This window comes from Okeania sp. SIO3I5 (assembly GCF_010672085.1).
Classification (GTDB): domain Bacteria; phylum Cyanobacteriota; class Cyanobacteriia; order Cyanobacteriales; family Microcoleaceae; genus Trichodesmium.
Genome location: NZ_JAAHHT010000160.1, coordinates 1 through 22,365, shown reverse-complemented (window position 1 = coordinate 22,365; position 22,365 = coordinate 1). Strand labels below are relative to the sequence as shown.

Sequence of the window (22,365 nt, the reverse complement as noted above, 5' to 3'; positions counted from 1 at the left end):
CACTCTTCCGATTTCCAATTATTAGAGATAGCTAATATCATTTATCAAAAACTTATTGAGTAGGGGAGGAGTCAGGAGTCAGGAGTCAGGAGTCAGGAGGTAAAAGGAGGAAGTTTCAAACTATAAGGAGTCAGGAGTCAGGAAGGGGGAGGAGTTAGGAGGTAAGAGGAGGAAGTTTTAAACTATAAGGAGGAGCCAGGTTTTTTATCAATAATTATTCGTACATGATATAAAAATATGAATAATCAACATTACAGCGCTTTTCTTTCTTGATGAACCACATCGTCACAACCAAAACCCCGTAGGGACGTTCCATGGAACGTCCCTACTGTGGTCTACTGAAATGAAAACTGCTGTAATATCATGTCCGGTTGAACAGTTATAAATAATTAGGGAGGAGTCAGGAGACTCGAGACTCGAGACTGGAGGGAATAAGAGGAAGTTTTAAGGTATAAAGAGGAGCAAGTTTTTTTATCACTAATTATCTGGACATGATATAACTGGCTAATAATTATCAAAAAGATTATTCTGTCTGTCTTAATTATTTAATAATTGAAATGTAGTTTAAATGTCATCTAAGTATAGTATTGATTTTGCTATTTAGTATAATTTAATTCCCTACTATTAGAGAATCTTACAGCGCATTCCAGGTTTATGAAGTACAGTAATGCTAGATTTTTAAATAGTTTTTGAACTATGGAATTAAGTTTTAATTCTTATTAATAAAATCTACTAAAATCACTATACTATACTTATATGAAATAGGCTGTATTTATAGGGAATTTTTCTTAATCAAAATGAGTTAATAACTCATAGCTGATAGCTGTTAGCTAAACGCTAAATCCTTAATATTAAAAGTTACTCCTAATTCTCAAGAAATTTATCTAAATCTGGCACATTTATCCAAGTACCAGTTAAATTAGATTCATGGGTTAAATCCATTAATAACTGAGAATAAACACCATCTTTCAAAGATGGAATTACAGATTTTTCTGCCTCTATTGCTTGTACCCAATTATCAACTACTCGGATAAAAGGTGCAATCCTACCATCAGAATAAACCTTCGGAAAATCTAATCTTTCAGGAATATTTATTTCTGCTAAAGTTTCCCCATTTTGAGAACCCCAAACTTTGAATCCATGTACATAATCTTTTTGATTATTACTACCAATAATTAAAGTACCTTTACTACCATAAACTTCCACCCAATGACCCCGCCCTTGATAGGTGACAGAACTAATACAAATTTGACAAGGAGTACCGTCTGCCAACTCTAACATAATGTTACAAGTATCATCAGCATCAACTGGTTTTAATTGGTCTCCCATAGTAGGATCAGGACGAGTTTTAATAGAAGTATTAAGTTGTCCCCAAAGTTTTTTAGCAGGACCAAATAACCAGTTAACATAATCAAAAGTATGGGAAGCGATCGCTCCTAATGCACCTCCTCCTTTTTCTTTTTGAGAATACCAATTCCAAGGACGACTTGGGTTAGCACGACTTGATGCTAACCAATCAATTTTAATTAGGCGTTTATCCCCCACATATCCATCTGCTAAAATTTCTGCAAATAGTTGCCAAGCAGGAACAAAACGAAATTCAAAATCCATAGTTACTACACATTTATTAGTAGCAGCAAGATGATATAATTCTTGAGCTTCTTCTGCTTTTAAAGTTGTAGGTTTTTCTAACAATAAATGTTTCCCTGCTCCTAATACTTGCTTTGCCATTTCATAGTGTAGAAATGGAGGAGTTGAAATTGTTACGGCAGTAACTTCAGGTAAGGAAATTATCTCTTCTATGGTGTTACAAGCATGAGGAATATTATGGTTTGATCCAATTGATTTAGCTTTTTCTAAATCTGGATTATAAACAGCTAATACTTGAGTTTTATGATGTGCTTGTAAACCTGGTATATGTACTTTTTGACCAAATCCTGTACCGATAACTGCTACACCAATAGTTTGATTGTTCATTGTTGATAAAAAGGCTTTATTAATGGATAATGGATAATGGATAATTGATAATTATTTATTAATGAATAATTTATTTATTAATGAATAATGGAGATTCAAAACAAAGGGAAAAATGATAGGTATAACAATCCTCAATGATTTGTAAAAAAAACTGTAGGGGTTTGGTCTCCAAACCCCTTTAGATAAAAAGTTACAACCTATTGAGGACTACTATAATGGATAATGGATAATGGATAATTATTTAAAGCATATTTCGGGTAAATTATCTAGAAGGTGAATGGTGAAAATATTGTAGATGATTGTACTTCATCACAGTGGAAATCGCCCTATTAATTGATGATCAATTAATTATTAATTATCGAAAAATGATAGGTATAGCAATCCTCAATGATTTGTAAAAAAAACTGTAGGGGTTTGGTCTCCAAACCCCTTTAGATAAAATTTTACAACCTATTGAGGACTACTATATGCTATCTAAAATGAATTAGAGTTAATAGAGAATATTTTCAAATTTTTCCTTGCTCCCTACTCCCGAATTACAAATTATTACTTTTGACTTTTGACTTGATAAATTGGTAGGGACGTTGCATGCAACGTCCCTACGGAAGCGGAGTCTCATTGCTGATAGCTGAAAGCTAATAGCTAAATGCTTACTTACAAATTATCACTTTTGAATTTTGAATTTTAAATTTTGAATTGATCAACTATCCATTCTATTACTTGTTTACCCAAATTAATATTATCAAGCAAATCGATTTCTCTAATTCCTGTCGGACTGGTAACATTAACTTCTGTCAGATAACCACCAATCACATCTATACCTACAAAATATAAACCATCTGCTATTAATTTAGGTGCTAAATACTCACAAATTTCATATTCCCTTTCTGTAATTTCTGTCTGAGCAACCCTACCTCCCACTGCCATATTTCCTCTAAATTCTTTACCAGTAGGAATTCGATTTACTGCTCCGATAGGTTTACCATTCAACATAATAATTCGCTTATCTCCTTCTTTTGCTGCTGGTAAATAACTCTGAACCATTACAGGTTCTTGACCTTGTTTTGTACTAATTTCTATCAGAGAATTAAAATTTCTATCCGTAGGTTCTAAAAACAAAATTCCTTCCCCAGCTTTTCCACCTAAAGGTTTTAAAACTGCTGCTCCTTGTGACTCTAAAAATTCTCTAATTACCTGTTTATTTTGACTAACAATTGTCTGCGGAATTACTTTTGTAAATTGCAAAGCATACATTTTTTCATTAGCAGCGCGTAACCCTTGAGGAGAATTTATTACTAAGGTTTTTTCTGGATTAATATAATCTAAAAGATAAGTAGCATAAAGATAAGGAATTGTTACTGGTGGATCTTGGCGCATAAATACAGCATCCATGGATTCTAATGGTTCCAGCATAGTTTTTCCTATATCGTACCAAGGATTACTTGCCACCCAATGATTTTCTATCCTTTCAATTGGAATCAAATGTACTCGCTTAATTGTTGCCCAGGTTTTACTATCAATAATAGTTAGTTGATTAACTTCCGTTATCCAAACTTCGTGACCAAGTTCTTGAGCAGCTTCCATTAGTGCGACGCTGGTATCGTGAACTGGGTTAAGTCGTTCTATGGGGTCTATGATGAATACAAATTTCATCTTTTTTTTGTTAATTAATTCAAAATATTTTTACTTATTAAGTAAGGGGTAATAATCATCTTTAAAAAATATTTACCCCTCTAGAATCATAAATTCTAGTCAAGTTTTTTTGTTACCAAAAAATTAGGTCTAAAGCATCCCCTTTCAAGGAGATGGAAAAAATATTTAATTCAGTATTTCAAGTCTCCGACTTGAGTTGGAGGTACTGATAACTGATAACTGAAATGACCGAAACTAATCTTATGCTCCTAGAAGTTGGTCTAGTTTCCCTTGAGCTTCTAATCCATGTAGCTCATCACAACCACCAATATGTTGGTCATTTATAAAGATTTGGGGCAAAGAACGACGGCCATTTGCTCTAGTGGCCATCTTTTCCCGCTCTACATCATCGCCATCTATAGCGTATTCCTGATAGTTTACTTGTTTTTGATCTAAAAGAGCTTTAGCACGAATGCAAAAAGGACAACTTAACCAAGTGTAAATTTCTACATTAGCAGACATAATTGATTACCTATAAGGAATATTTCTTAAGTGATTGTAATATTAACTTGTTGTTTGGGAATGTTTTTAGATTTTAGATATTTTCTAGGGTAAAGAAAACGGTCGTTTTCTTTACATAATTCTGGCCGAAAAGTTCAGCTTTGCTAGTCCGGGACTTAAGTTAATTGCCAACTACTACAATCATGTTACAACTCTTAACGATTTTTTTGCAGAAACGTGAATAAAAGGGGTGATTAAGAAGTAGAGGGAAGGCAAAGATGCTACACCCTCAGCTTAAACAATTAACGAAGTTCATAAGTCCAAATGAGTATAAAGATAAAAATTGTTCCAGGAAAAATCACACCAAATCAAGGGTATATAGTAAAAGTTCCCAACAGTTGGAACGGTAAATCCTTGGATTATGAGTTAACGACTGCCAAGTTAGATTTTTCGGATCGCCGGAATTCATCTGGTGTATGGCAAGGAACTGCAATAAATGGAAAACTTACTGTTTCTCCTCCTCAAGGTGGTTTCCCCGTAGGCATTTATATGGTGCGTTTGAAACAGAATAAATCTGAGTGGAGCAATTATGATGTGTTAGTGGTTGATAATTTACCGACTGCGCCACCCGTTCAATATACGGCTCAAAAAATTAGCCTTCCCCCTCTGGGTTCGTATATGCTCTTTAAAAACTACAATGCTCAAGGCAATTTCATTGGCTACACAAGAATTGATATTGAGACAGATCCCTCTAGTAATGGTGGGTATACTATGAGGTTTACCAAAACCAGAAGTTGTGCTTACTGGAATGCAGGTTTTCCAAGTCAATTGCGCTGGTATCTCAAGGAAGAAGATACCCCTCAAGGAAAGCTTCTGCTAGCTCTTGGTGGCACGAGTTACGGAGTTCAAGAAGGTGGCTCGCTAAACAAAACAGCTCAACAAATTAAGGTCACCTATTCACGAACAGGATGGGAAGATGTTGCAACTCAAGGAATGCTTGGTGGTTTTTCCACAGAAAAATTTGCAACAGACTATTATTTAAAAGATGAAGATATGGCAGCACATTACTCTTTACTGCCACCAGACCGAAAAATACCGACGAATTTATCTTCAACACCACTAACGATTTTTGAACTCCTATTCGGACATCCTCTTCCTGAGAATGGTGGTTATAATGAATCTGGTATGGATATTTGGCACTTGGAAGCTCTCAAGTCTGTGGTTTCTGGTTCCGCCATCACGATGCGTTATATTGAGTATGCTGCAAGAAAACTTTTGTCAGTACCCGACTGGAGTGTGACAGAAGATTGGACGTGGAGAGCTGACGGTTTATTAAGTCAGATTACTCAATATGTCAATGTAGAACGAAAATGTTGGGAAACTCCTTACTCATGCACTGCTAATCGACCTCTAATAAAAAAAGAACATCTATCCTGTAGTAATAGTCAACCTCTAGTCAGAGCAGAATTGTTTGACTGGTACATTCCCGATCGAGAACCCCTCTTGCTACGCTTGAGATCGGCGTTCGATCCAACTAATCGCAGTAATCTCACTATCAAAAACGGAGAAGAGTATGACTTGTTCGTTAAAAAATCGGATGGAAGACTCTACAGCGGATTTCTAGAAGTTAAAACAAGTTCAGGTTCTCAACTTTTATGGCGAGACAAAGACAATCGTCCAATTTATGTAAGTAATGGTTTAGTTACAGTTGGACCAGCTGCTTATGGAAATTTACCTAACTTTAGTTTAACATTTGCAGTCAGACCATATCTAACCTGTTCTGCTCTCAATTCTGCCTATCCTGTAGATTTGGAACACCTTTACCCTAATAAGTCTTTGGCAGCATTTTCAAATATGGTTACATTGAATATAACGTAGTGCAGGGAAATTGCACATACAATTTTGAGCAAAAGTTATATCAAATCTGTTGACTTCGGAGTAATATAATTCCATCGATCATCATGCAATGGGTAGGGGCGAATGGCCATTCGCCCCTACAGTAGGGAAAAAAATTGCTGGAATTAGAAAATATAAAAAATTTGACAACTCATCAACCTGTAGGGAAGTTCCATGGAACTTCCCTACATTATGGGTAGTTGACTACGAAGCAATAACATAATCAATAAGTTGCGCGAGTCGTTGACGCAAAGTTTCTAAACCAAGTCCCTGAGCACCAGAAATAAATACTGCCATCGGATATTCCTCGTGAGCAAATCTTAAAGTATCTCCATCTACTTCATCAATTTTGTTAAAAGCAACTAAAGCAGGTCCGGGAGTTTCTGGCATTTCTGCCAAAATATTCATCACAGAACGTATTTGACTTTGCCAAGCAGGATGAGACAGATCGACAACATGAAGTAAAGCGTCTGCATCCGTAACTTCTTCGAGAGTTGCCCGAAAAGCATCCATCAGAGTAGGAGGGAGTTCGTGAATAAATCCCACCGTGTCAGTAATCACAATTGTAGTTGGTTCTTCAGTAACAGCATCACGAATAGTCAGACGACGAGTAATAGGATCTAGAGTTGCAAATAGTTTGTCTGCTGCATAAACTTCTGAATTAGTAAGTGTATTTAATAATGTAGATTTACCAGCATTCGTATATCCAACTATTGCCACCGTCGGTACTTCTTGACGCTGACGATTTTGTCGCAGACGGGAACGGTGCGCTTGTAATTGATTAACTTCTTTCTGCAAACGAGAAATCCTAGAATTAATTGCCCGACGTTCCGTTTCTAACTTAGTTTCACCAGGTCCCCTGGTTCCAATACCACCACCAAGACGAGACATCGCTTCACCTCTACCTGTCAGACGAGGAATAGTGTATTCTAGTTGAGCAAGTTCGACCTGTAATTTTCCAGCGCGAGATTGAGCGCGTTGGGCAAAAATATCCAGAATAACTTCGGTGCGATCTACAACTCTGACACCAATTTTTGTTTCTAGGTTGCGGACTTGAGCAGGAGATAGATCGCGGTCAAATACAACAAGATTCGCTCCGACTGTTTGAACGTTCAGAGCAATTTCTTGAACTTTACCCTCTCCTACGACAGTCTGGGGATGGGGATGCGATCGCTTCTGATGTACTTTTTTTAATACTTGACCTCCAGCAGTATCAACAAGTCGAGCTAGTTCTGCCAATCCATCTTCAAATTCCCGATCGGTCATTTTATCTATTTTTAACCCCACCAACAGCACTAAGTCTTGGTCAGAATCAACTTCTTGAGCGATAAATTCTCGTTGAAATTCTGCTTCTAGTCCGTCAATTAAGTCGATAAAGTCTTGTTTTGCAACCATATCGAGACTTAGAGGAGGTGATACGTTCCAAAATTTCAGCTCTTGAAGATCGCTATTTTCACGTTCGTGTGTGGGAATAGGTAATAGGTGAGCTAGATAAGCTTGTTTTATGTAACCTGTAGCTCCTCCACCCCGACGCTTAAATCCTTCTCCGGTGAGAGTTAGCGTTACTAGAGCATCGAGTCGTTGAATTACCATTGCAGTTAGAGCGCCTTCCGAAGGCACTTCTGCTTTCAGTTTAGTGGCAATACAACGAATACCACTCAGACGACCTGAACCATAACGGGGTAATTCTAGGGGTGGAATTTGGGTTTGACGGGGTGTGCCAATTCCCACCCGGATAATTTGTCCCCTACGATTGATATATACGCAGACTGGTTGGCCAACTTCTGTGCTGATGGAAGCGACTCTTTGGGCAAATTCCGAGGTAGTTAGGCGATCGCCTGGTAGTCGCTGATGGTACAACTTTTGCAGTTGTTTAAGTTGGCTAGATTTTAGACCTTGGAGATTTCCGTGGATGGTTTCGATAGGCATTCCTAGCCACGTTTTTGTGGCCCCTCTATATACTACTTATAATTATTATAGAGCTTGGTGTGGGAAGTGTGGGAAGTGTGGGGAGAGTTGAGGCGCTCACACGGATTATGCCACGGATATACGGATTAAGATGTACGGATTAAGAAGCATAACGTATTTTATTTCTCGTAGGGTTAACCCAGGGTTTTCATTTGGGTAGACCTCTGTAGTGGGAAGGGTGGGTTGAGGCGCTCACACGGATTATGCCACGGATATACGGATTAAGATGTACGGATTAAGATGCATAAGGTATCTTATTTCTCGTAGTTACAAGAAACCGGGTTATAACTCGAAATTTCCTGGTTTGAACAATGATAATCACGGGAATAAACCCGGTTTCTTGGTTAGGAAAGCGTAAGTCCTGATAGAACTAAAACTGATGCCTAATATAGAATTAAAACTGAATTACTAGCATCTTGACTCAAAGCTACAATATTATCATACCGAGAACGTAAAAGTATCTCAATTTCAGATGTTGTACAATTTCCTACCCTGATCCAGATTAACTTAGGAGGAAAACCAAGCAAGGTTAGCAAATCATAAAAATCAGCATCTTTAGTGACAATGATATATTTATTATCACGAGCATATTGCCATACATCTCGATCGTTAGCTTGGTCTAGTCCTAAAAAATAAAGATGACTAGACTGTGGATAAATATCGGATCAACGCGACAATAAACGAGGTGATAAATTATGGTCGAATAAAAGTTTCATTTGGGTACTATTAAAGTTTGTTGTTCCCGTTCAGCAACATAGCTCAAACAAGCCAAAATATCCTGTTTTGTTAAATAGGGAAAATCTTCTAATAATTCTTCATAAGTCATCCCCGCAGCTAAATAGGAAAGTACATCGTAGACAGTTATTCTCATACCTCGAATACAAGGTTTTCCACTACGTTTTCCTGGTTCAATAGTAATAATATTTTGTTCTGACATACTTAGTTGATAATTAGGATAATTTTATTTTACATAAATTTTCCAACTATTTGAATGTTTCTTGACAAAGCTTTAAGATCAAACCCGGTCATTTCAGTTATCAGTTATCAGTTATCAGTTATCAGTGAACCTCCGACTGAAGTCGGAGACTTGAAATACTGAATTAAATATTTTTTTCATCCCCTTAAAAGGGGAGGCTTTAGACCTCATTTTTTGGTAAGAAACAAGAAACCGGGTTTATTTCCCTGATTATTATTTTTTTCAGGAAATTCAAATAAACCCGGTTTCTAGGTAAGTCTTAATCTGTCACCGCTTGTTCTGCTGGAGGTTTGCGCATTAGGGGTTTAAGTTCAATATTTCTTGGTTGCGGACATTGATTAAATACTACACAATCAGCAATTTTTTCAAAAAGATATCCTGCAATTATTTGGGATAAAGAAGGTGTAGAACTTAAGATACAAATACTCAAGAATAGGATAATTTTGGAAGTTTTTTTCATGTGGGTTAAAATAGTTTTTATTTCAAACTTGTTGACTGACAACTACAATTTAACCAAGGTTTATTTGACATTAACAAATAGAACTTTGAATAGCATATTTATCTTTAAAGAACTTTCAAAAATGCTTCATGCTAGTCAGTATGTATTTTTTTGCATATTCAGACCAACAAAGATAATTTTTTATGCTAGTTCCTGCATATTTTGCTAATTATTCAGAAATATTTTAATATTTAATATAAGAAAACTTATACTTAATCAGTCTAAAAATGTATCAGCTACTATATAGCAATTCTCAATAGATTGTAATGTTCGAGCATAGGAGTTTGGTTTCAAAATCACATCTATGCTTGGGTTTGGAGACCAAACCCCTACAATTTACAACTTATTTGAAAATTAAATTATGATTTATCACTCTACTGGAGGAAGTTTATCGGCAAATGACCAGACTTATGTGGAGAGAAAACAAGATACTGAACTATTAGAAAAACTCCTCGAAGGAGAATATTGTTATGTATTTAATTCTCGTCAAATGGGTAAGTCTAGTTTGCGGGTAAGAGTTATAGATAGATTGGAAAAATTAACCTCCCAAGGTTGTAAATGTATTTCAATTGACATGAGTATGTTATCCGATTTTTCTATACCTAAAGCATCTTGGTATGACGGTTTTTTCAGGGTACTTTTTGATAAATGTGACTTGGAAAATAGTGGCAATTTTCAATATTTGATAGCTCGTTATGGAAATTTAAGTAGTCTTCAACTTTGGAAGTTGTTTATTGAAGAAATTTTATTTAGGAATTTTCCGACTCAGAAGATATATATTTTTCTGGATGAAATTGATGTCCTGGGAAAATGCTATTTTAAAGATGAATTTTTGGGTTTTATTCGGTCTTGTTATAATCGTCGCTCTGAGAAGAAAAATCCTGATTATCATCGACTAATTTTTGGCTTTTTCGGTGCGGTTACTCCGGGGGATTTAATTAAAAATAGAAGGCATACTCCTTTTAATGTTGGCTATGGAATTGAGTTGACAGAATTAACTTTTGCGGAGGCAAAGAAACATTTAATTCAGGGATTTATAGGAATAGTAGAGGAGCCTGATGTTGTTTTACAAAAGGTTTTTGATTGGACTGGAGGTCAGCCTTTTTTAACTCAGAAACTTTGTCAAATTATTGTTGATTATGCAGATAGTTCTAGACCAGATGTTGATAAGTTGGTGGAAGAACATATTTTGAATTCTTGGGAGGATAAGGATAATCCTACTCATTTAAAACATATACAGGATTATTTACTTAGTGATATTCAATTATTGAGGTTATATCAAAAGGTTCTTCAGGAGGGAGAGGTTAAGTTTGATCGGAGTCAAGTACAGATGTCTCTAAAGTTGTCCGGTATAGTTCTGAAAAAACAAGATAAATTGGTGATTTTTAATCAGATTTATCAGACAGTTTTTAATCAAGTTTGGGTTGAGGAACAGTTGGTAATTTTAGAAAATAATCTGGATTTGCCTAAACCTAAAAAGTTGAGTATGACTTTAGCTATTGCTGGTTTATTATCTGTGGCAGTAATTGGTATTAGAGCTTTAGGTTTGCTCCAACCATTAGAGTTATATGAGTTCGATCGCTTAATGCAACGGCGACTTCCAGAAAAGCCAGACCCTAATATTTTAATTGTTGAAGCTACACAAGCAGATATTAACAAGTTTGGTATTGGTAATGTTTTAAAGGATGAAATTTTGGCTGAGGTAATAACTAAAATAGATGCTTTTCAACCAGCAATTATTGGTTTGGATTTATGGCGGGAGAAACCTTTGGAATCTGAAGCTAATTATCGAAAGTTATTAAATATTTTGGCTAATAATCAGAAAATAATTGCTGTTTGTAGTACCAGTGAATATCGCCCTAATAAACCTGGTACTATACCTCCTGAAGGTGTGCCAAAAGAACGTTTAGGTTTTACTGATTTAGCTCTTGATAATGGTCAATTTAAAATTGTCCGTCGCCATTTAATGTTTATGGGTATGGAAGAAGAAGACCCTTGTAAAACTGGGTATTCATTAAGTGCTAGGGTGGCTTTAGATTTTTTGGCAATTAAAGGGATTAAACCTGAAAATACTCCCGAAGGAAATGTTAGAATTGGTGATGTTACTTTGAAGCGACTGAGGAAAGGAGAAGGTATTTATCAAAATTTTGATGATAGAGGATTTCAAATTTTACTTAATTATAGAAATTCGGATGAGGTGGATAATAAAGTAGCTCAAACAATTAGTATTTCCGAGGTTTTGGATGGGGAAGTTAATGCTTCTTTAGTTAAGGATAAAATTGTCCTGATTGGGATTACAGATCCTGCTGCTGGTGACAAGTTTTCTACTCCTTATAGTCAGATTCAGCCCCCTAATCAAAAGCAAATGTCTGGAGTTATTTTACACGCACATCAGGTGAGTCAAATTATTAGTGCAGTTTTGGATGGAAGACCTTTAATTACTTTTTGGAGTTGGTGGGTAGAATGGTTGTGGATTTTGGCTTGGTTTGTTTTGATTTGTGTGGTAAGCAGGCATTTTTTGCGAGGTTTTTATTTGTTATTATTTATAGTAGGAAATATTTTTGTTTTGTACTTAGTTAGTTTGTTTATTTTAACTCTGGGTTTTGTGGTTCCTTTCGTGCCGTCTATTTTGGTATTGATTGTGAATGGTGTGATTATTTTAGTTGATGATTCTGGCTTTTTTAGAGTGTTTAATCCCCCCAAACCCCCCTTTGAAAGGGGGGCTTAAGATTTGGGCTTAAGATTTGACAGGGAGACTTAAGAATTTAGGTTTTGGAAAGGGGGGAGATAGAGCAATAACTTTTGTTTTTCCGCAGGTTTGGGAGGATTCAACTGTTCCATATTATTAATAAATTAGTATCACAATCAGTTATCAGTCAGCACCTTTGAACAGAAGGCTTGAAATGCAGAATTTTCGATTGCAGAAACCTGGTTTCTTAAGCCCCCCTTTCCAAGGGGGGTTGGGGGGATTAAACCCTTTAATATCTACAACAAATTAGTATCACAAAATGCAGAATTTTATGTTGTAGAAACCAGGATTCTTAAGCCCCCCTTTCCAAGGGGGGTTGGGGGGATTAAACCCTTCAATATCTCTAACAAATTAGGATCAAAAAATGCAGAATTTTCGATTGCAGAAACCTGGTTTCTTAAGCCCCCCTTTCCAAGGGGGGTTGGGGGGATTAAACCCTTTAATATCTCCAACAAATTAGTATCACAAAATGCAGAATTTTATGTTGTAGAAACCAGGCTTCTTAAGCCCCCCTTTCCAAGGGGAGTTGGGGGGATTAAACCCTTCAATATCTCTAATAAATCGGTATTACAAAAAGTTTTTTTCAGGAAGTAAATTATGAAATATAAACAAGTTATTGTTTGTGCTTTGGGGTTATTGGTAGGAATGACTCAACCAGTATTGGGGGAATTTGAAATCCCAACAAAAAGTAGACCTGGGGATAGAGCAGATGGAACGAGTCGCGATCCTAATGCTCCTCCTCCTAAATTATGTCCTAAAATCGAAAAACCTCTTTTAGCTCTCGTTCCTAAAACTAACTTCGGACAAACTTTAGCGAGTCATCCGACTTTTTGGTTGTATATTCCTGGTTATAGCAAATCTATTGATTTCACTTTGATAGATGAAGTTACTGGAGACAAAATTTATCAGACTAACTTTAATGTTGAGTCTGAACAGGGAATTATTAGTTTGAAGTTACCTTCTGCTGCACCGTCTTTAAAGCTAGGAAAACAATATCGTTGGAAATTTGTTTTTGACTGTGGAGAGGGAGCAGAGGATTTGTCTGTTGATGGAGTGGTTGAACAGGTGCCAGCTAGCGATCGCTTGACGAGTCAGTTAAATTCGGCTACAACTGTGATGGAAAAAATAGATATTTATGCGGAAAATGGTTTGTGGCATGAGACTATTACTGAGTTAGGAAACTTGCGTCGGAGTAATCCTGATGATACAGCGATCGCCGCTAGATGGAATAGTTTATGGCAGCAAGATTATATCGGTTTTGATGACTATGATTTGACTTTGGAGCGGATTCAAGATTGTTGTGATGTTGGCGATAAGTAAGTAGGTAGCTTTAATTAAACCTAACTATTTTATTGCGACTGGGAGGGAGGGGAGGGAAGCAGTCTCGATTATTTCGTTAATTTCAAAGTGATTTCGATTTTACTAATTGTTTATGCCTACCTAACTTGGTAGAACTAAAGTTTTTTTCAGGAGGAAAATTATGAAAGGTAAGTATTTTGTTGTTGTTATTGTTGGTGTTTTTGGGTTATTAGTGGGAATGGTTAAGCCAGTAGTGGGGGAAATTAAACCTGCTGTGATAGCGCAACAGTCTGGGGAAATGGAGGAAGCAAAACGACTTTATCAAGAGGCAGTGGATTTGTCAAATCAGGGAAAATATAGTGAAGCTATTCCACTTTTAGAGCGTGCCTTGATCATTTTAGAAAATGCAGGCGCTTCTCAAATCCTTCGTAGTGTACAAGTGATGAATTTTTTAGGTATACAACACCAGAACCAAGGCAACTACAGCGAAGCCTTACCCCTATTCCAGAAGTCTCTGGCAGTATTCAAAAAAGTATTAGGACCCGATCATCAATATGTTGCTGCCAGCCTTAACAACCTGGCATTACTTTACTATTCCCAAGGAAACTACAGTGAAGCTTTACCTCTATTCCAGAAGTCTCTGGCAGTATTGGAGAAAGCATTAGGAACTGATCATCCAGACGTTGCCCAAAACCTCAGTAACCAGGCACAACTGTATCATGCTCAAGGGAACTACACAGAAGCCTTACCTCTATTCCAAAGGTCAAGGGCAATATTTGAGAAAACATTAGGAACTAACCATCCCAAACTTGCCACTACCCTCAACAACCTGGCAATACTGTACCGTGACCAAGGGAACTATAAAGAAGCCTTATCTCTATACCAAAGGTCAAGGGCAATCTATGAAAAAGCATTAGGAGCTGACCACCCACACGTTGCCCTAAGCCTCAACAACCAGGCACAAGTGTATCACGCCCAAGGGAACTATGCAAAAGCCTTAACTCTATTCCAAGATTCTCTGGCAATCTATGAAAAAGTATTAGGAGCTAACCATCCCTTAGTTGCGACCAACCTCAACAACCAGGCACAAGTGTATCACGCCCAAGGGAACTATGCAAAAGCCTTAACTCTATTCCAAGATTCTCTGGCAATCTATGAAAAAGTATTAGGAGCTAACCATCCCTTAGTTGCGACCAACCTCAACAACCAGGCACAACTGTATCACGCCCAAGGGAACTATGCAGAAGCCTTGCGCCTATTCCAAGAGTCTCTGGCAATCAGAGAAAAAGCATTAGGAGCTGACCATCCAGATGTTGCCACCAGCCTCAACAACCAGGCACAACTGTACTATGCCCAAGGAAACTATGCAGAAGCCTTACCTCTATACCAAAGGTCAAGGGCAATATTCGAGAAAGCGTTAGGAACTGACCATCCAAACGTTGCCACCAGCCTCAACAACTTGGCAACACTGCACCAATCCCAAGGAAACTACACAGAAGCTTTACCTCTATACCAAGAGTCTCTGGCAATCAGAGAGAAAGCATTAGGAGTTGACCATCCAGACGTTGCTGCCAGCCTACACAACTTGGCAGAACTGTACCGTGCCCAAGGGAACTATACAGAAGCCTTATCTCTATTCCAAAGGTCAAGGGCAATATTGGAGAAAGCATTAGGAACTGACCATCCAGACGTTGCCACCAGCCTCAACAACTTGGCAATACTGTACCGTAACCAAGGGAACTACACGGAAGCCTTGCGCCTATTCCAAGAGTCTCTGGCAATTAGAAAGAAAGTATTAGGAACTGACCATCCATATATTGCCACCAGCCTACACAACTTGGCAGAAGTCTACGAATTCCAAGGGAACTATACAGAAGCCTTATCTCTATACCAAAGGTCAAGGGCAATATCAGAGAAAGCGTTAGGAGCTGACCATCCAGACGTTGCTACCAGCCTCACAAACCTGGCATTACTGTACCGTAACCAAGGGAACTACACGGAAGCCTTTCCCCTATACCAAAGGTCTCTAGCAATCAGAGAGAAAGTATTAGGAACTGACCATCCAGACCTTGCTACCAGCCTCAATCACTTGGTATCACTGCACCTTGCCCAAGGAAATACAACCAGTGCTATCGAATATCTCACCCGCGGAATGGAAGTAGAAGAAAACACCCTCACTACCTTTCTTGCCACAGGTTCAGACAGCCAAAAACAAGCCTCTATGAGAAAGTTCTCAGCTACAACTGACGCTACAATATCCCTACACCTCCAATACGCACCCACAAACAAAAAAGCGGGTAACCTTGCACTCACCACCATCCTCCGGCGCAAAGGTCGCATTCTCGACTCCACCACTGACTCTCTCCAAGTTATCCGCGACAACCTCACTCCAGAAAACCAAAAACTCCTCGACGACCTCACTAGCACTCACACTCAACTAGCTAATATGTATTACAAAAAATCTGTAAATCGCCCCCCGCTCGAACGATACCTTCAACAATTAGACACCCTCAAAGCTAAAGCAGAAAAATTAGAAGCAGACCTTTCTCTTGCCAGTGTAGAATTCAGAAAAATTTCTCAACCAGTCACTATTGAAGCAGTACAAAAATTAATTCCTACTGATGCAGCATTGGTAGAAATAAAGCAGTACAGACCTTTCGATCCTAAAGTTAAACGAGCGGAGCAATGGGGAAAACCCCACTACGCAGCCTACATCCTCCATTCCACAGGCGCACCCCAATGGGTAGACTTGGGAGCAGCAGAACCCATCCACGAAGCCGTCACCGAATTTCGCAATACCTTATCAAATAAACCAAGCACATCAGATCAAGAACTAATAGAAAAAGCAATTGCCGAAACCAAAGCAACCGCCCGCACCTTAGATAAATTAGTCATGGAACCCATCCGCCAAAAACTCGGCAACGCCAAACACATCCTCCTCTCCCCAGACTCCGAACTAAACCTCATACCCTTTGCTGCTCTGGTAGATGAAAACAACGAATACCTAGTCGAAAACTATACGATCACCTACCTCACCAGCGGACGAGACCTGATCCGTCTTGATCTAGATTTCCCCACTAAACAACCACCCATATTAGTTGCAGCTCCCAAATACAACGAACCAGGTAAACCCACTTCAGAGCCACTTGCCACCAATAATACCCGCAGCAGCAACCAACCCTCTGCAGATATAGAAAACCTGAAGTTCAGCCCCTTATCTGGAGCCGAATTTGAAGCCAAAGCTATTGCAGAAAAGTTACCAAACGAGATTTTGTTAATGGGACAAGAAGCTACGGAAAACGCTATCAAACAAGTAAAATCTCCAGAAATACTGCATATTGCTACCCACGGTTTCTTTCTCGAAGATGTGGAAACTCCCCCACCTTCAGATTTGAATAGAAGTAGTTTGATGCTTGAGTCTGAGTTCGGTCTTCAAGCACTGGCATTTGCACCAGTAGAAAACCCACTACTGCGTTCCGGTATTGCTTTAGCAGGTGCAAATATTCGGCAAAGTGGTACAGAAGATGGGATAATGACAGCCTTGGAAATAGCAAATTTGAACTTAGCAGGTACTAAATTAGTAGTATTGTCTGCTTGTGAGACAGGAATAGGAGAAGTGAATGTAGGAGAAGGAGTATATGGGTTGCGTCGAGCGTTAGTTCTTGCAGGTAGTGAAACTCAAGTAATTAGTCTCTGGATAGTAGATGATTCTGGTACCAAAGATTTGATGATCGACTATTATCAGCGGGTGTTGAATAATCAGGAGGGGCGATCGGAGGCGTTACGACAGGTGCAGTTGGGGATGTTGGGCGATCGTATCTATCAACATCCCTATTATTGGGCATCATTTCTGCCTTCGGGAGAATGGGAGGGAATTTAAATTCAAAATTCAAAATTCAAAATTCAAAAATTAGAAGTCAGAAGTAATATCAACAGGACTTACCCAGACAAACCCAAAAACTAACGATCGCCCTGTAGGGACGTTTTCGGCTAAGAAACGCATTTTTGTTATGCAACGTCCCTACTAATTAATCCTGTAATAGTAATTGCATTTTGTTAAGCTAAGTGATATAGCGATCGCTCTCTAAGAAACAAGCCAGTAGAAATCTAATCCTACTGACTTTTCAATTTTAGTTACAGCGCTTTTCAGATTGATGAACCACATATTCACAACCAAAAGCCCGTAGGGACGTTCCATGGAACGTCCCTACTGTGAAACGGCTGTAATATGAGCTAGCTATTCAGGTAGTGTCGCTTGATCGATCGCCTTTTCTAACTCTGGAAAAACGTTAAGTTGATTACTCCAGTGCTTTAGGTAGTTATAATTCAGTTCATTCCTCCTAGTGCAGGATGGCAGAAATAACTGACCAGTTACATGCATCCTAAAAGCCTTACTAAGCAATAATGCATGAATTTTGAATTTAATTAATGAATGTGGAACCTAAGTTTCAAGTCGATAAAATCTGAATTTTGAATTTTGAATTTTGAATTTTGAATTCAATTTCAGGTAATTGGTAGGACGATCGCAAAGATTGTACCTTTTCCCAGTGTGGAATCACAGGTAATCTTACCGCCATGTTTTTCTGTAATAATTTGATGAGCGATCGCCATTCCTAACCCTGTACCTTTTCCTACTCCTTTTGTGGTAAACCCATGCTCAAATATTCGCTCTTTTGTCTCTGGTTTCATTCCACAACCATTATCTTCTATTTGAATCTGCACTAGATTTTCCCCCACCACAGAAGTATGAAGCGTAATCCTATTCGGTTTCTGTTTGCTCTCATCCAAAGTTTTACCAACATTTGCTTGATCAAAAGCATCGATTGCATTGGCTAAAATATTCATAAATACCTGGTTCAATTGCCCAGGAAAACATTCTACCAGAGGAATCTCCCCATAGTTTCTGACAATCTCAATTACTGGACGTTTTTCGGTAGCTTTGGTGCGGTGCTTGAGAATCAGTAAGGTGCTATCAATTCCTTCATGGAGCTGAAAAGTTGTCTTATGTTCCTGGTCTTTGCGAGCAAAAGTCCGCAGACTACTACTAATATTACGAATTCGCTCTACTCCTACATTCATCGAACCTACCAATTTCGGCAAATCTTCACGCAAAAATTCTAGTTCTATGGCTTCAATTTCTTCTGCTATTACTTCTGTTGGTTGAGGATATTCTGATTGATATAAATCAATTAAACCCAGTAAATATTGCACATATTCTTGGGCGTGTTGAATATTGCCTGCTAAAAAGCTGGTGGGATTATTAATTTCATGGGCGACTCCTGCCATTAAGTTGCCTAATGCTGACATTTTTTCACTTTGCACCATTTGCAATTGTGTTTTTTGCAGGTCAAAAAGTGCTTGCTCTAGAGCTTGAGATTTTTCTCTGAGGGCAGTTTCGGTTGCCTTGAGCTGACTAATATTTCGTATGATAGTCGAAAAATATTCTGGCACTCCGTCAGCAGATTTGTGAGCAATAATAATTTGGGAAACTGCAATTTCTCGCCTTGTTGAATCTATAACCGCTGTTTCTCCAAACCAAATTCCATCACGAGCAGCCAGAGGAAAGCCTTGATTGATAATGATTTCATTAGCCCATTGGGGATGGTTTTCTGTGAACTTAAATGAGTTACCGTCACAATGTAGCTCTGGACGTAGTTTTTTAAATTGAGCATTCATCCATAGTATGGTGCCTTGAGTATCTATCATGCCAACGTAATCAGAAGTTGCTTCTAAAATAGCAGAGAGACGTTTTTGCTCTTGTTCGAGTCGGAGGCGATCGCTAATATCCTCATAGCTGCCTAAAATTCCGTATACCTCTCCACTTTCATCACACAGTGGCATTTTGTTTGTATCTAGCCATAGTGTTGTACCATCAAGCTGCTTCTGTGTTTCAATAATGTGTAATTCAGCTTGGTTAGATTCCATGACACGGCGGTCACATTCTCGAAAGAAGTCAGCCTCCTCTTGAGTACAAGGCAGCTCGTAATCATTTTTACCAACAAGGTCTTCAGGAGAATTAACACCTGCCATTGTGGCAAATTTTTGGTTGCATCCTAAAAAATTTGAGTCTCTATCTTTCCAGAAAATGAATTGTGGAATTGTATCAATAACTTTCCTTAGTAAATTTTGCGATTGTTTGACTTGTTGTAGTGATAATTCTGACTTCTGATGCAGTTGAGCATTTTTAATGGAGATGGCAGCTTGATTAGATAGAAAGTTGAGCATGAGAATACGCTCTGGGGTAAATACATCAAGGGTAAGTTGATTTTGTAAATACAGAATGCCAATCAATTTTCCCTGATTTAACATTGGTAAACACAAAATACTTTGGGGTTGATTTTGCTGCAGATAATTATCAATAATTGGTAAGTCGGTGTCCAGGTTATTAATCACTAACACTTCTTGGGTATTTTTAACATATTGAATAAGTTGAACTGGTAAGCTAGTATTATCTGTTAGGAGTTGGGTACATAGCTCGGTGCTATCTGTAGTAGCAACAGCTCTGAGACGCCAAGTGTTATTGTCATCAGGGATCAAAATGAGGCAGCGATCGGCCCCGGAATTTTCCAGAGTAATGTGGCTCAGTTGATGGAGAAGTCGATCGAGTTGGATGATTTCTGAAAGTGCCTGAGAAGATTTCAACACTGCCGCCAAATCAAGGGTAGTATTGATAATTGTTTGAGACTGATAAGTCAGGGTTTGAGAGGAGTGACTTGAGATTTGAGGTTGAGCAATATTTGTCAGAGTATCCCATAAATTAGGAGATTGGACTCCTTGTTGGAAAACAGGTTGGAGTAATTGGGGATATTTTTTTTCTAGGTCGTCAGTTTTGGCTTTTGCCCCCCAACGGGCGTAGCAATAGTAAGCTTCGATCATATAGGCAGCAGCAACTCTATTTTTGCCCCAGTCTAGGTAAAATTTAGCTGCCAGTTCGTTTGCTAAAGCTTCTTCTTGGATGTATTCGTTTTCTTTGGCTCCAGCAATGGCGCGATCGTATAGTTCTATTGCCTCCGTTTTGTTGCCAAGATTTTTCTGTTTTTCGGCCTCAATTAAAAGAAACTTGTGCTGATGGTTCATGGGACCATAGTTACCCCAAAATTTTATTTTTTCATATTGCACCTTAATTGTCTCTAATTGGCGATCGCTTTGAGATGGTTTCCATAAAGCGAAGTGCGTCAGAACCATATAAAAGTTAATTACAGGAATGAACGGAAAGCAACCGGCCATTGTACTATACTGCATCGTTAAATCTGCGTACTTTAATCCCTCTTGGTAACGACCTAATAGATAGCAAAGCTGAAACTTACAAGAGTAGAAAAAGAACAGAGCAATTGTGTCCTGTATTGTAGTTACTTTAGCCAGCATTTGTTGTTCATTCAAAATGTCTCCTGTTAAATTACACGGATCTTTTGGTGGCGTCAGTAAATTGCGCACACATTGATTCACAATTTCGTTGTAAATTAGATGGCTTTCTTGCTTAAGTCTCCCTATAGCATCACTGCGAACATTTATTTCTTGGCTGGCATCAGGCAATGGTCTACCAAGTAAATAAATCGCATAAGACTCATGGGCATAATTCCATGCTACATTTAAAAAGTCACCAGCTTCTAGACCTGCTTGAGCACCCTTTTGGTAATATACTAAGGTTTCTTTCAGATGAATTTTCCAATGGTGTGTTGTACAAGCGGCGCCACACAAAACTTGAGTATTTACTACTTTATTATTAAAACGAGGCAAGAGCTTCAGAGCTAATTCCCCAAATTGATAACCTGCCTCCAGATCGCCAAAGGCACTACATAATAGACTGTAGTGAGAATAGCCAACTGCAGAATAAGGACTTGTTCCATGTGTCAAAGTCTGTTTAATCAGGTTAACAAAAAGTAAGGGAAATAATGTAGGATTGCTTGTAAAAATTGGCGTTGATAACTTAGCTAAAGTTTCCATCACTGCAATTACATAGGGGTCTACTGAAGTAGGTAAGGCTAATAATGCCTCTGTTCCTCCCTCTGGGATTAATGCCTTCATTGTGGTCAAGATATCCTGTAGCTCTTCTCCTGTTAAAGAATTAGGTAGTTCAACCCCCAGCATTCGCAAGATCTGGCGACCAATCTCAATTGCTTCAAGACCCCGTTTTTGGGCAACGTAAATTCCTATTTGAGTGTGGTAAAATTTGACTTTTTCGAGGGTAGTCTGAGCAGATTTTAGAACTAACTGAATTAGGTTTTCACATATCTCAAACTCTCTTGCGCCATAAGCTGCTTCTACTGCTAACTGATGCAATTTTAAGCAGAGGTGATACTGTTCTTGCCATGGTTTTTTTGATAGCAGTTGCATACCTTTTTGTCCGTATTCCAAAGCAGAGGTAAAGGCAGTGGCAAGTTGAGCTTTTTCTCCTGCTTTCAGGTTGAGTTGAGCTAGTTCTTCTCGTTCTCTTGCTTCTACAATTAATTTCCTTCCTAGATTCAATTGATTAACAATAGAAAAGATTTTTTCTTCCTGCTCATTTTCCGGAATACTTTGAAGTAATAATCTACCTATTGTCAGATGTGTTACTTGTTTTTGTTCTTCAGGAATCAAAGAATAAGCAGCTTGTTGCACTCTATCGTGTAAAAAACGATAACTCACTGTCACTGTCTGAGTTTTGGTTTCATACACATTACCCTGAAAAAACTTATAACTTTGAGAAATAGGTAAAATCAACCCCTCTTGCAATGCTCCCCAAATATCTGCTGCCATATCTGCTTCTGGTTTCTGACACACCACTGCTAATGTCTGTAACTCAAATCTATTTCCTATACAAGCTGCTAACTTTAATGCCTCTTGTGTTTCTACTGCCAATTTTTGCAACCTCCCGGCCACAAATTCCAC

At 38.3% G+C, this 22,365-nt stretch carries 13 protein-coding genes; 5 read left to right on the top strand and 8 right to left on the bottom strand.

Features of this window, described 5'->3' with window-relative positions:
* Positions 1–864 precede the first annotated feature (864 nt).
* The 3 genes from F6K40_RS27430 to grxC all read right to left on the bottom strand — a co-directional run bounded on the left by F6K40_RS27430 (position 865) and on the right by grxC (position 4,131).
* Positions 865–1,977 (bottom strand): Gfo/Idh/MocA family protein, encoded by a 1,113-nt coding sequence (locus F6K40_RS27430; protein ID WP_293140274.1) that lies wholly within the window; start codon positions 1,975–1,977, stop codon positions 865–867.
* Between the two features lie 684 nt (positions 1,978–2,661).
* Positions 2,662–3,630, bottom strand: a complete 969-nt coding sequence (gshB, locus tag F6K40_RS27425; RefSeq protein ID WP_293140273.1) for a glutathione synthase — start codon at positions 3,628–3,630, stop codon at positions 2,662–2,664.
* A 240-nt stretch (positions 3,631–3,870) separates the two neighbouring features.
* A complete protein-coding gene (gene grxC / locus F6K40_RS27420) occupies positions 3,871–4,131 on the bottom strand; it encodes a glutaredoxin 3 (RefSeq protein ID WP_293140272.1) in 261 nt (86 codons plus the stop codon).
* A gap of 303 nt (positions 4,132–4,434) precedes the next feature.
* Between grxC and F6K40_RS27415 the strand changes: the two genes are divergently transcribed.
* A complete protein-coding gene (locus F6K40_RS27415; RefSeq protein WP_293140271.1) occupies positions 4,435–5,988 on the top strand; it encodes a hypothetical protein in 1,554 nt (517 codons plus the stop codon).
* 222 nt (positions 5,989–6,210) lie between these two features.
* On the opposite strand, the gene hflX is transcribed toward F6K40_RS27415, so the two are convergent.
* Positions 6,211–7,935, bottom strand: a complete 1,725-nt coding sequence (gene hflX, locus F6K40_RS27410; RefSeq protein ID WP_293140270.1) for a GTPase HflX — start codon at positions 7,933–7,935, stop codon at positions 6,211–6,213.
* A gap of 14 nt (positions 7,936–7,949) precedes the next feature.
* Between hflX and F6K40_RS27405 the strand changes: the two genes are divergently transcribed.
* The gene (locus tag F6K40_RS27405; RefSeq protein ID WP_293140269.1) at positions 7,950–8,078 is read left to right on the top strand and encodes a hypothetical protein; all 129 of its coding nucleotides are present in this window, start codon (positions 7,950–7,952) and stop codon (positions 8,076–8,078) included.
* Between the two features lie 279 nt (positions 8,079–8,357).
* Here the strand turns inward: F6K40_RS27405 and F6K40_RS27400 are convergent, their stop codons facing one another.
* From F6K40_RS27400 to F6K40_RS27390, 3 genes are all read right to left on the bottom strand, one after another.
* Positions 8,358–8,633, bottom strand: a complete 276-nt coding sequence (locus tag F6K40_RS27400) for a DUF5615 family PIN-like protein (protein WP_293140275.1) — start codon at positions 8,631–8,633, stop codon at positions 8,358–8,360.
* 53 nt (positions 8,634–8,686) lie between these two features.
* Entirely contained in the window at positions 8,687–8,911 is a 225-nt protein-coding gene (locus F6K40_RS27395; protein WP_293140268.1) for a DUF433 domain-containing protein, read from the bottom strand.
* A gap of 298 nt (positions 8,912–9,209) precedes the next feature.
* Positions 9,210–9,410 (bottom strand): hypothetical protein, encoded by a 201-nt coding sequence (locus F6K40_RS27390; RefSeq protein ID WP_293140267.1) that lies wholly within the window; start codon positions 9,408–9,410, stop codon positions 9,210–9,212.
* Positions 9,411–9,810: 400 nt separating this feature from the next.
* On the opposite strand from F6K40_RS27390, the gene F6K40_RS27385 reads away from it, so the two are divergent.
* The 3 genes from F6K40_RS27385 to F6K40_RS27375 all read left to right on the top strand — a co-directional run bounded on the left by F6K40_RS27385 (position 9,811) and on the right by F6K40_RS27375 (position 17,377).
* Entirely contained in the window at positions 9,811–12,177 is a 2,367-nt protein-coding gene (locus F6K40_RS27385; protein ID WP_293140266.1) for a CHASE2 domain-containing protein, read from the top strand.
* A 618-nt stretch (positions 12,178–12,795) separates the two neighbouring features.
* On the top strand, positions 12,796–13,518 hold the full coding sequence (locus tag F6K40_RS27380; RefSeq protein ID WP_293140265.1) for a DUF928 domain-containing protein: 723 nt from the start codon (positions 12,796–12,798) through the stop codon (positions 13,516–13,518).
* Between the two features lie 160 nt (positions 13,519–13,678).
* On the top strand, positions 13,679–17,377 hold the full coding sequence (locus F6K40_RS27375; protein ID WP_293140264.1) for a CHAT domain-containing tetratricopeptide repeat protein: 3,699 nt from the start codon (positions 13,679–13,681) through the stop codon (positions 17,375–17,377).
* Positions 17,378–18,000: 623 nt separating this feature from the next.
* Here the strand turns inward: F6K40_RS27375 and F6K40_RS27370 are convergent.
* The gene (locus tag F6K40_RS27370; protein WP_293140263.1) at positions 18,001–22,335 is read right to left on the bottom strand and encodes an ATP-binding protein; all 4,335 of its coding nucleotides are present in this window, start codon (positions 22,333–22,335) and stop codon (positions 18,001–18,003) included.
* Positions 22,336–22,365: the final 30 nt, after the last annotated feature.

Coding starts and splice junctions, on each gene's coding strand:
- F6K40_RS27430 (WP_293140274.1), bottom strand. CDS start 1,977: ATGAACAATCAAACTATTGGTGTAGCAGTTATCGGTACAGGATTTGGT.
- gshB (WP_293140273.1), bottom strand. CDS start 3,630: ATGAAATTTGTATTCATCATAGACCCCATAGAACGACTTAACCCAGTT.
- F6K40_RS27375 (WP_293140264.1), top strand. CDS start 13,679: ATGAAAGGTAAGTATTTTGTTGTTGTTATTGTTGGTGTTTTTGGGTTA.
- F6K40_RS27390 (WP_293140267.1), bottom strand. CDS start 9,410: ATGAAAAAAACTTCCAAAATTATCCTATTCTTGAGTATTTGTATCTTA.
- F6K40_RS27380 (WP_293140265.1), top strand. CDS start 12,796: ATGAAATATAAACAAGTTATTGTTTGTGCTTTGGGGTTATTGGTAGGA.
- F6K40_RS27395 (WP_293140268.1), bottom strand. CDS start 8,911: ATGTCAGAACAAAATATTATTACTATTGAACCAGGAAAACGTAGTGGA.
- hflX (WP_293140270.1), bottom strand. CDS start 7,935: ATGCCTATCGAAACCATCCACGGAAATCTCCAAGGTCTAAAATCTAGC.
- grxC (WP_293140272.1), bottom strand. CDS start 4,131: ATGTCTGCTAATGTAGAAATTTACACTTGGTTAAGTTGTCCTTTTTGC.
- F6K40_RS27415 (WP_293140271.1), top strand. CDS start 4,435: ATGAGTATAAAGATAAAAATTGTTCCAGGAAAAATCACACCAAATCAA.
- F6K40_RS27385 (WP_293140266.1), top strand. CDS start 9,811: ATGATTTATCACTCTACTGGAGGAAGTTTATCGGCAAATGACCAGACT.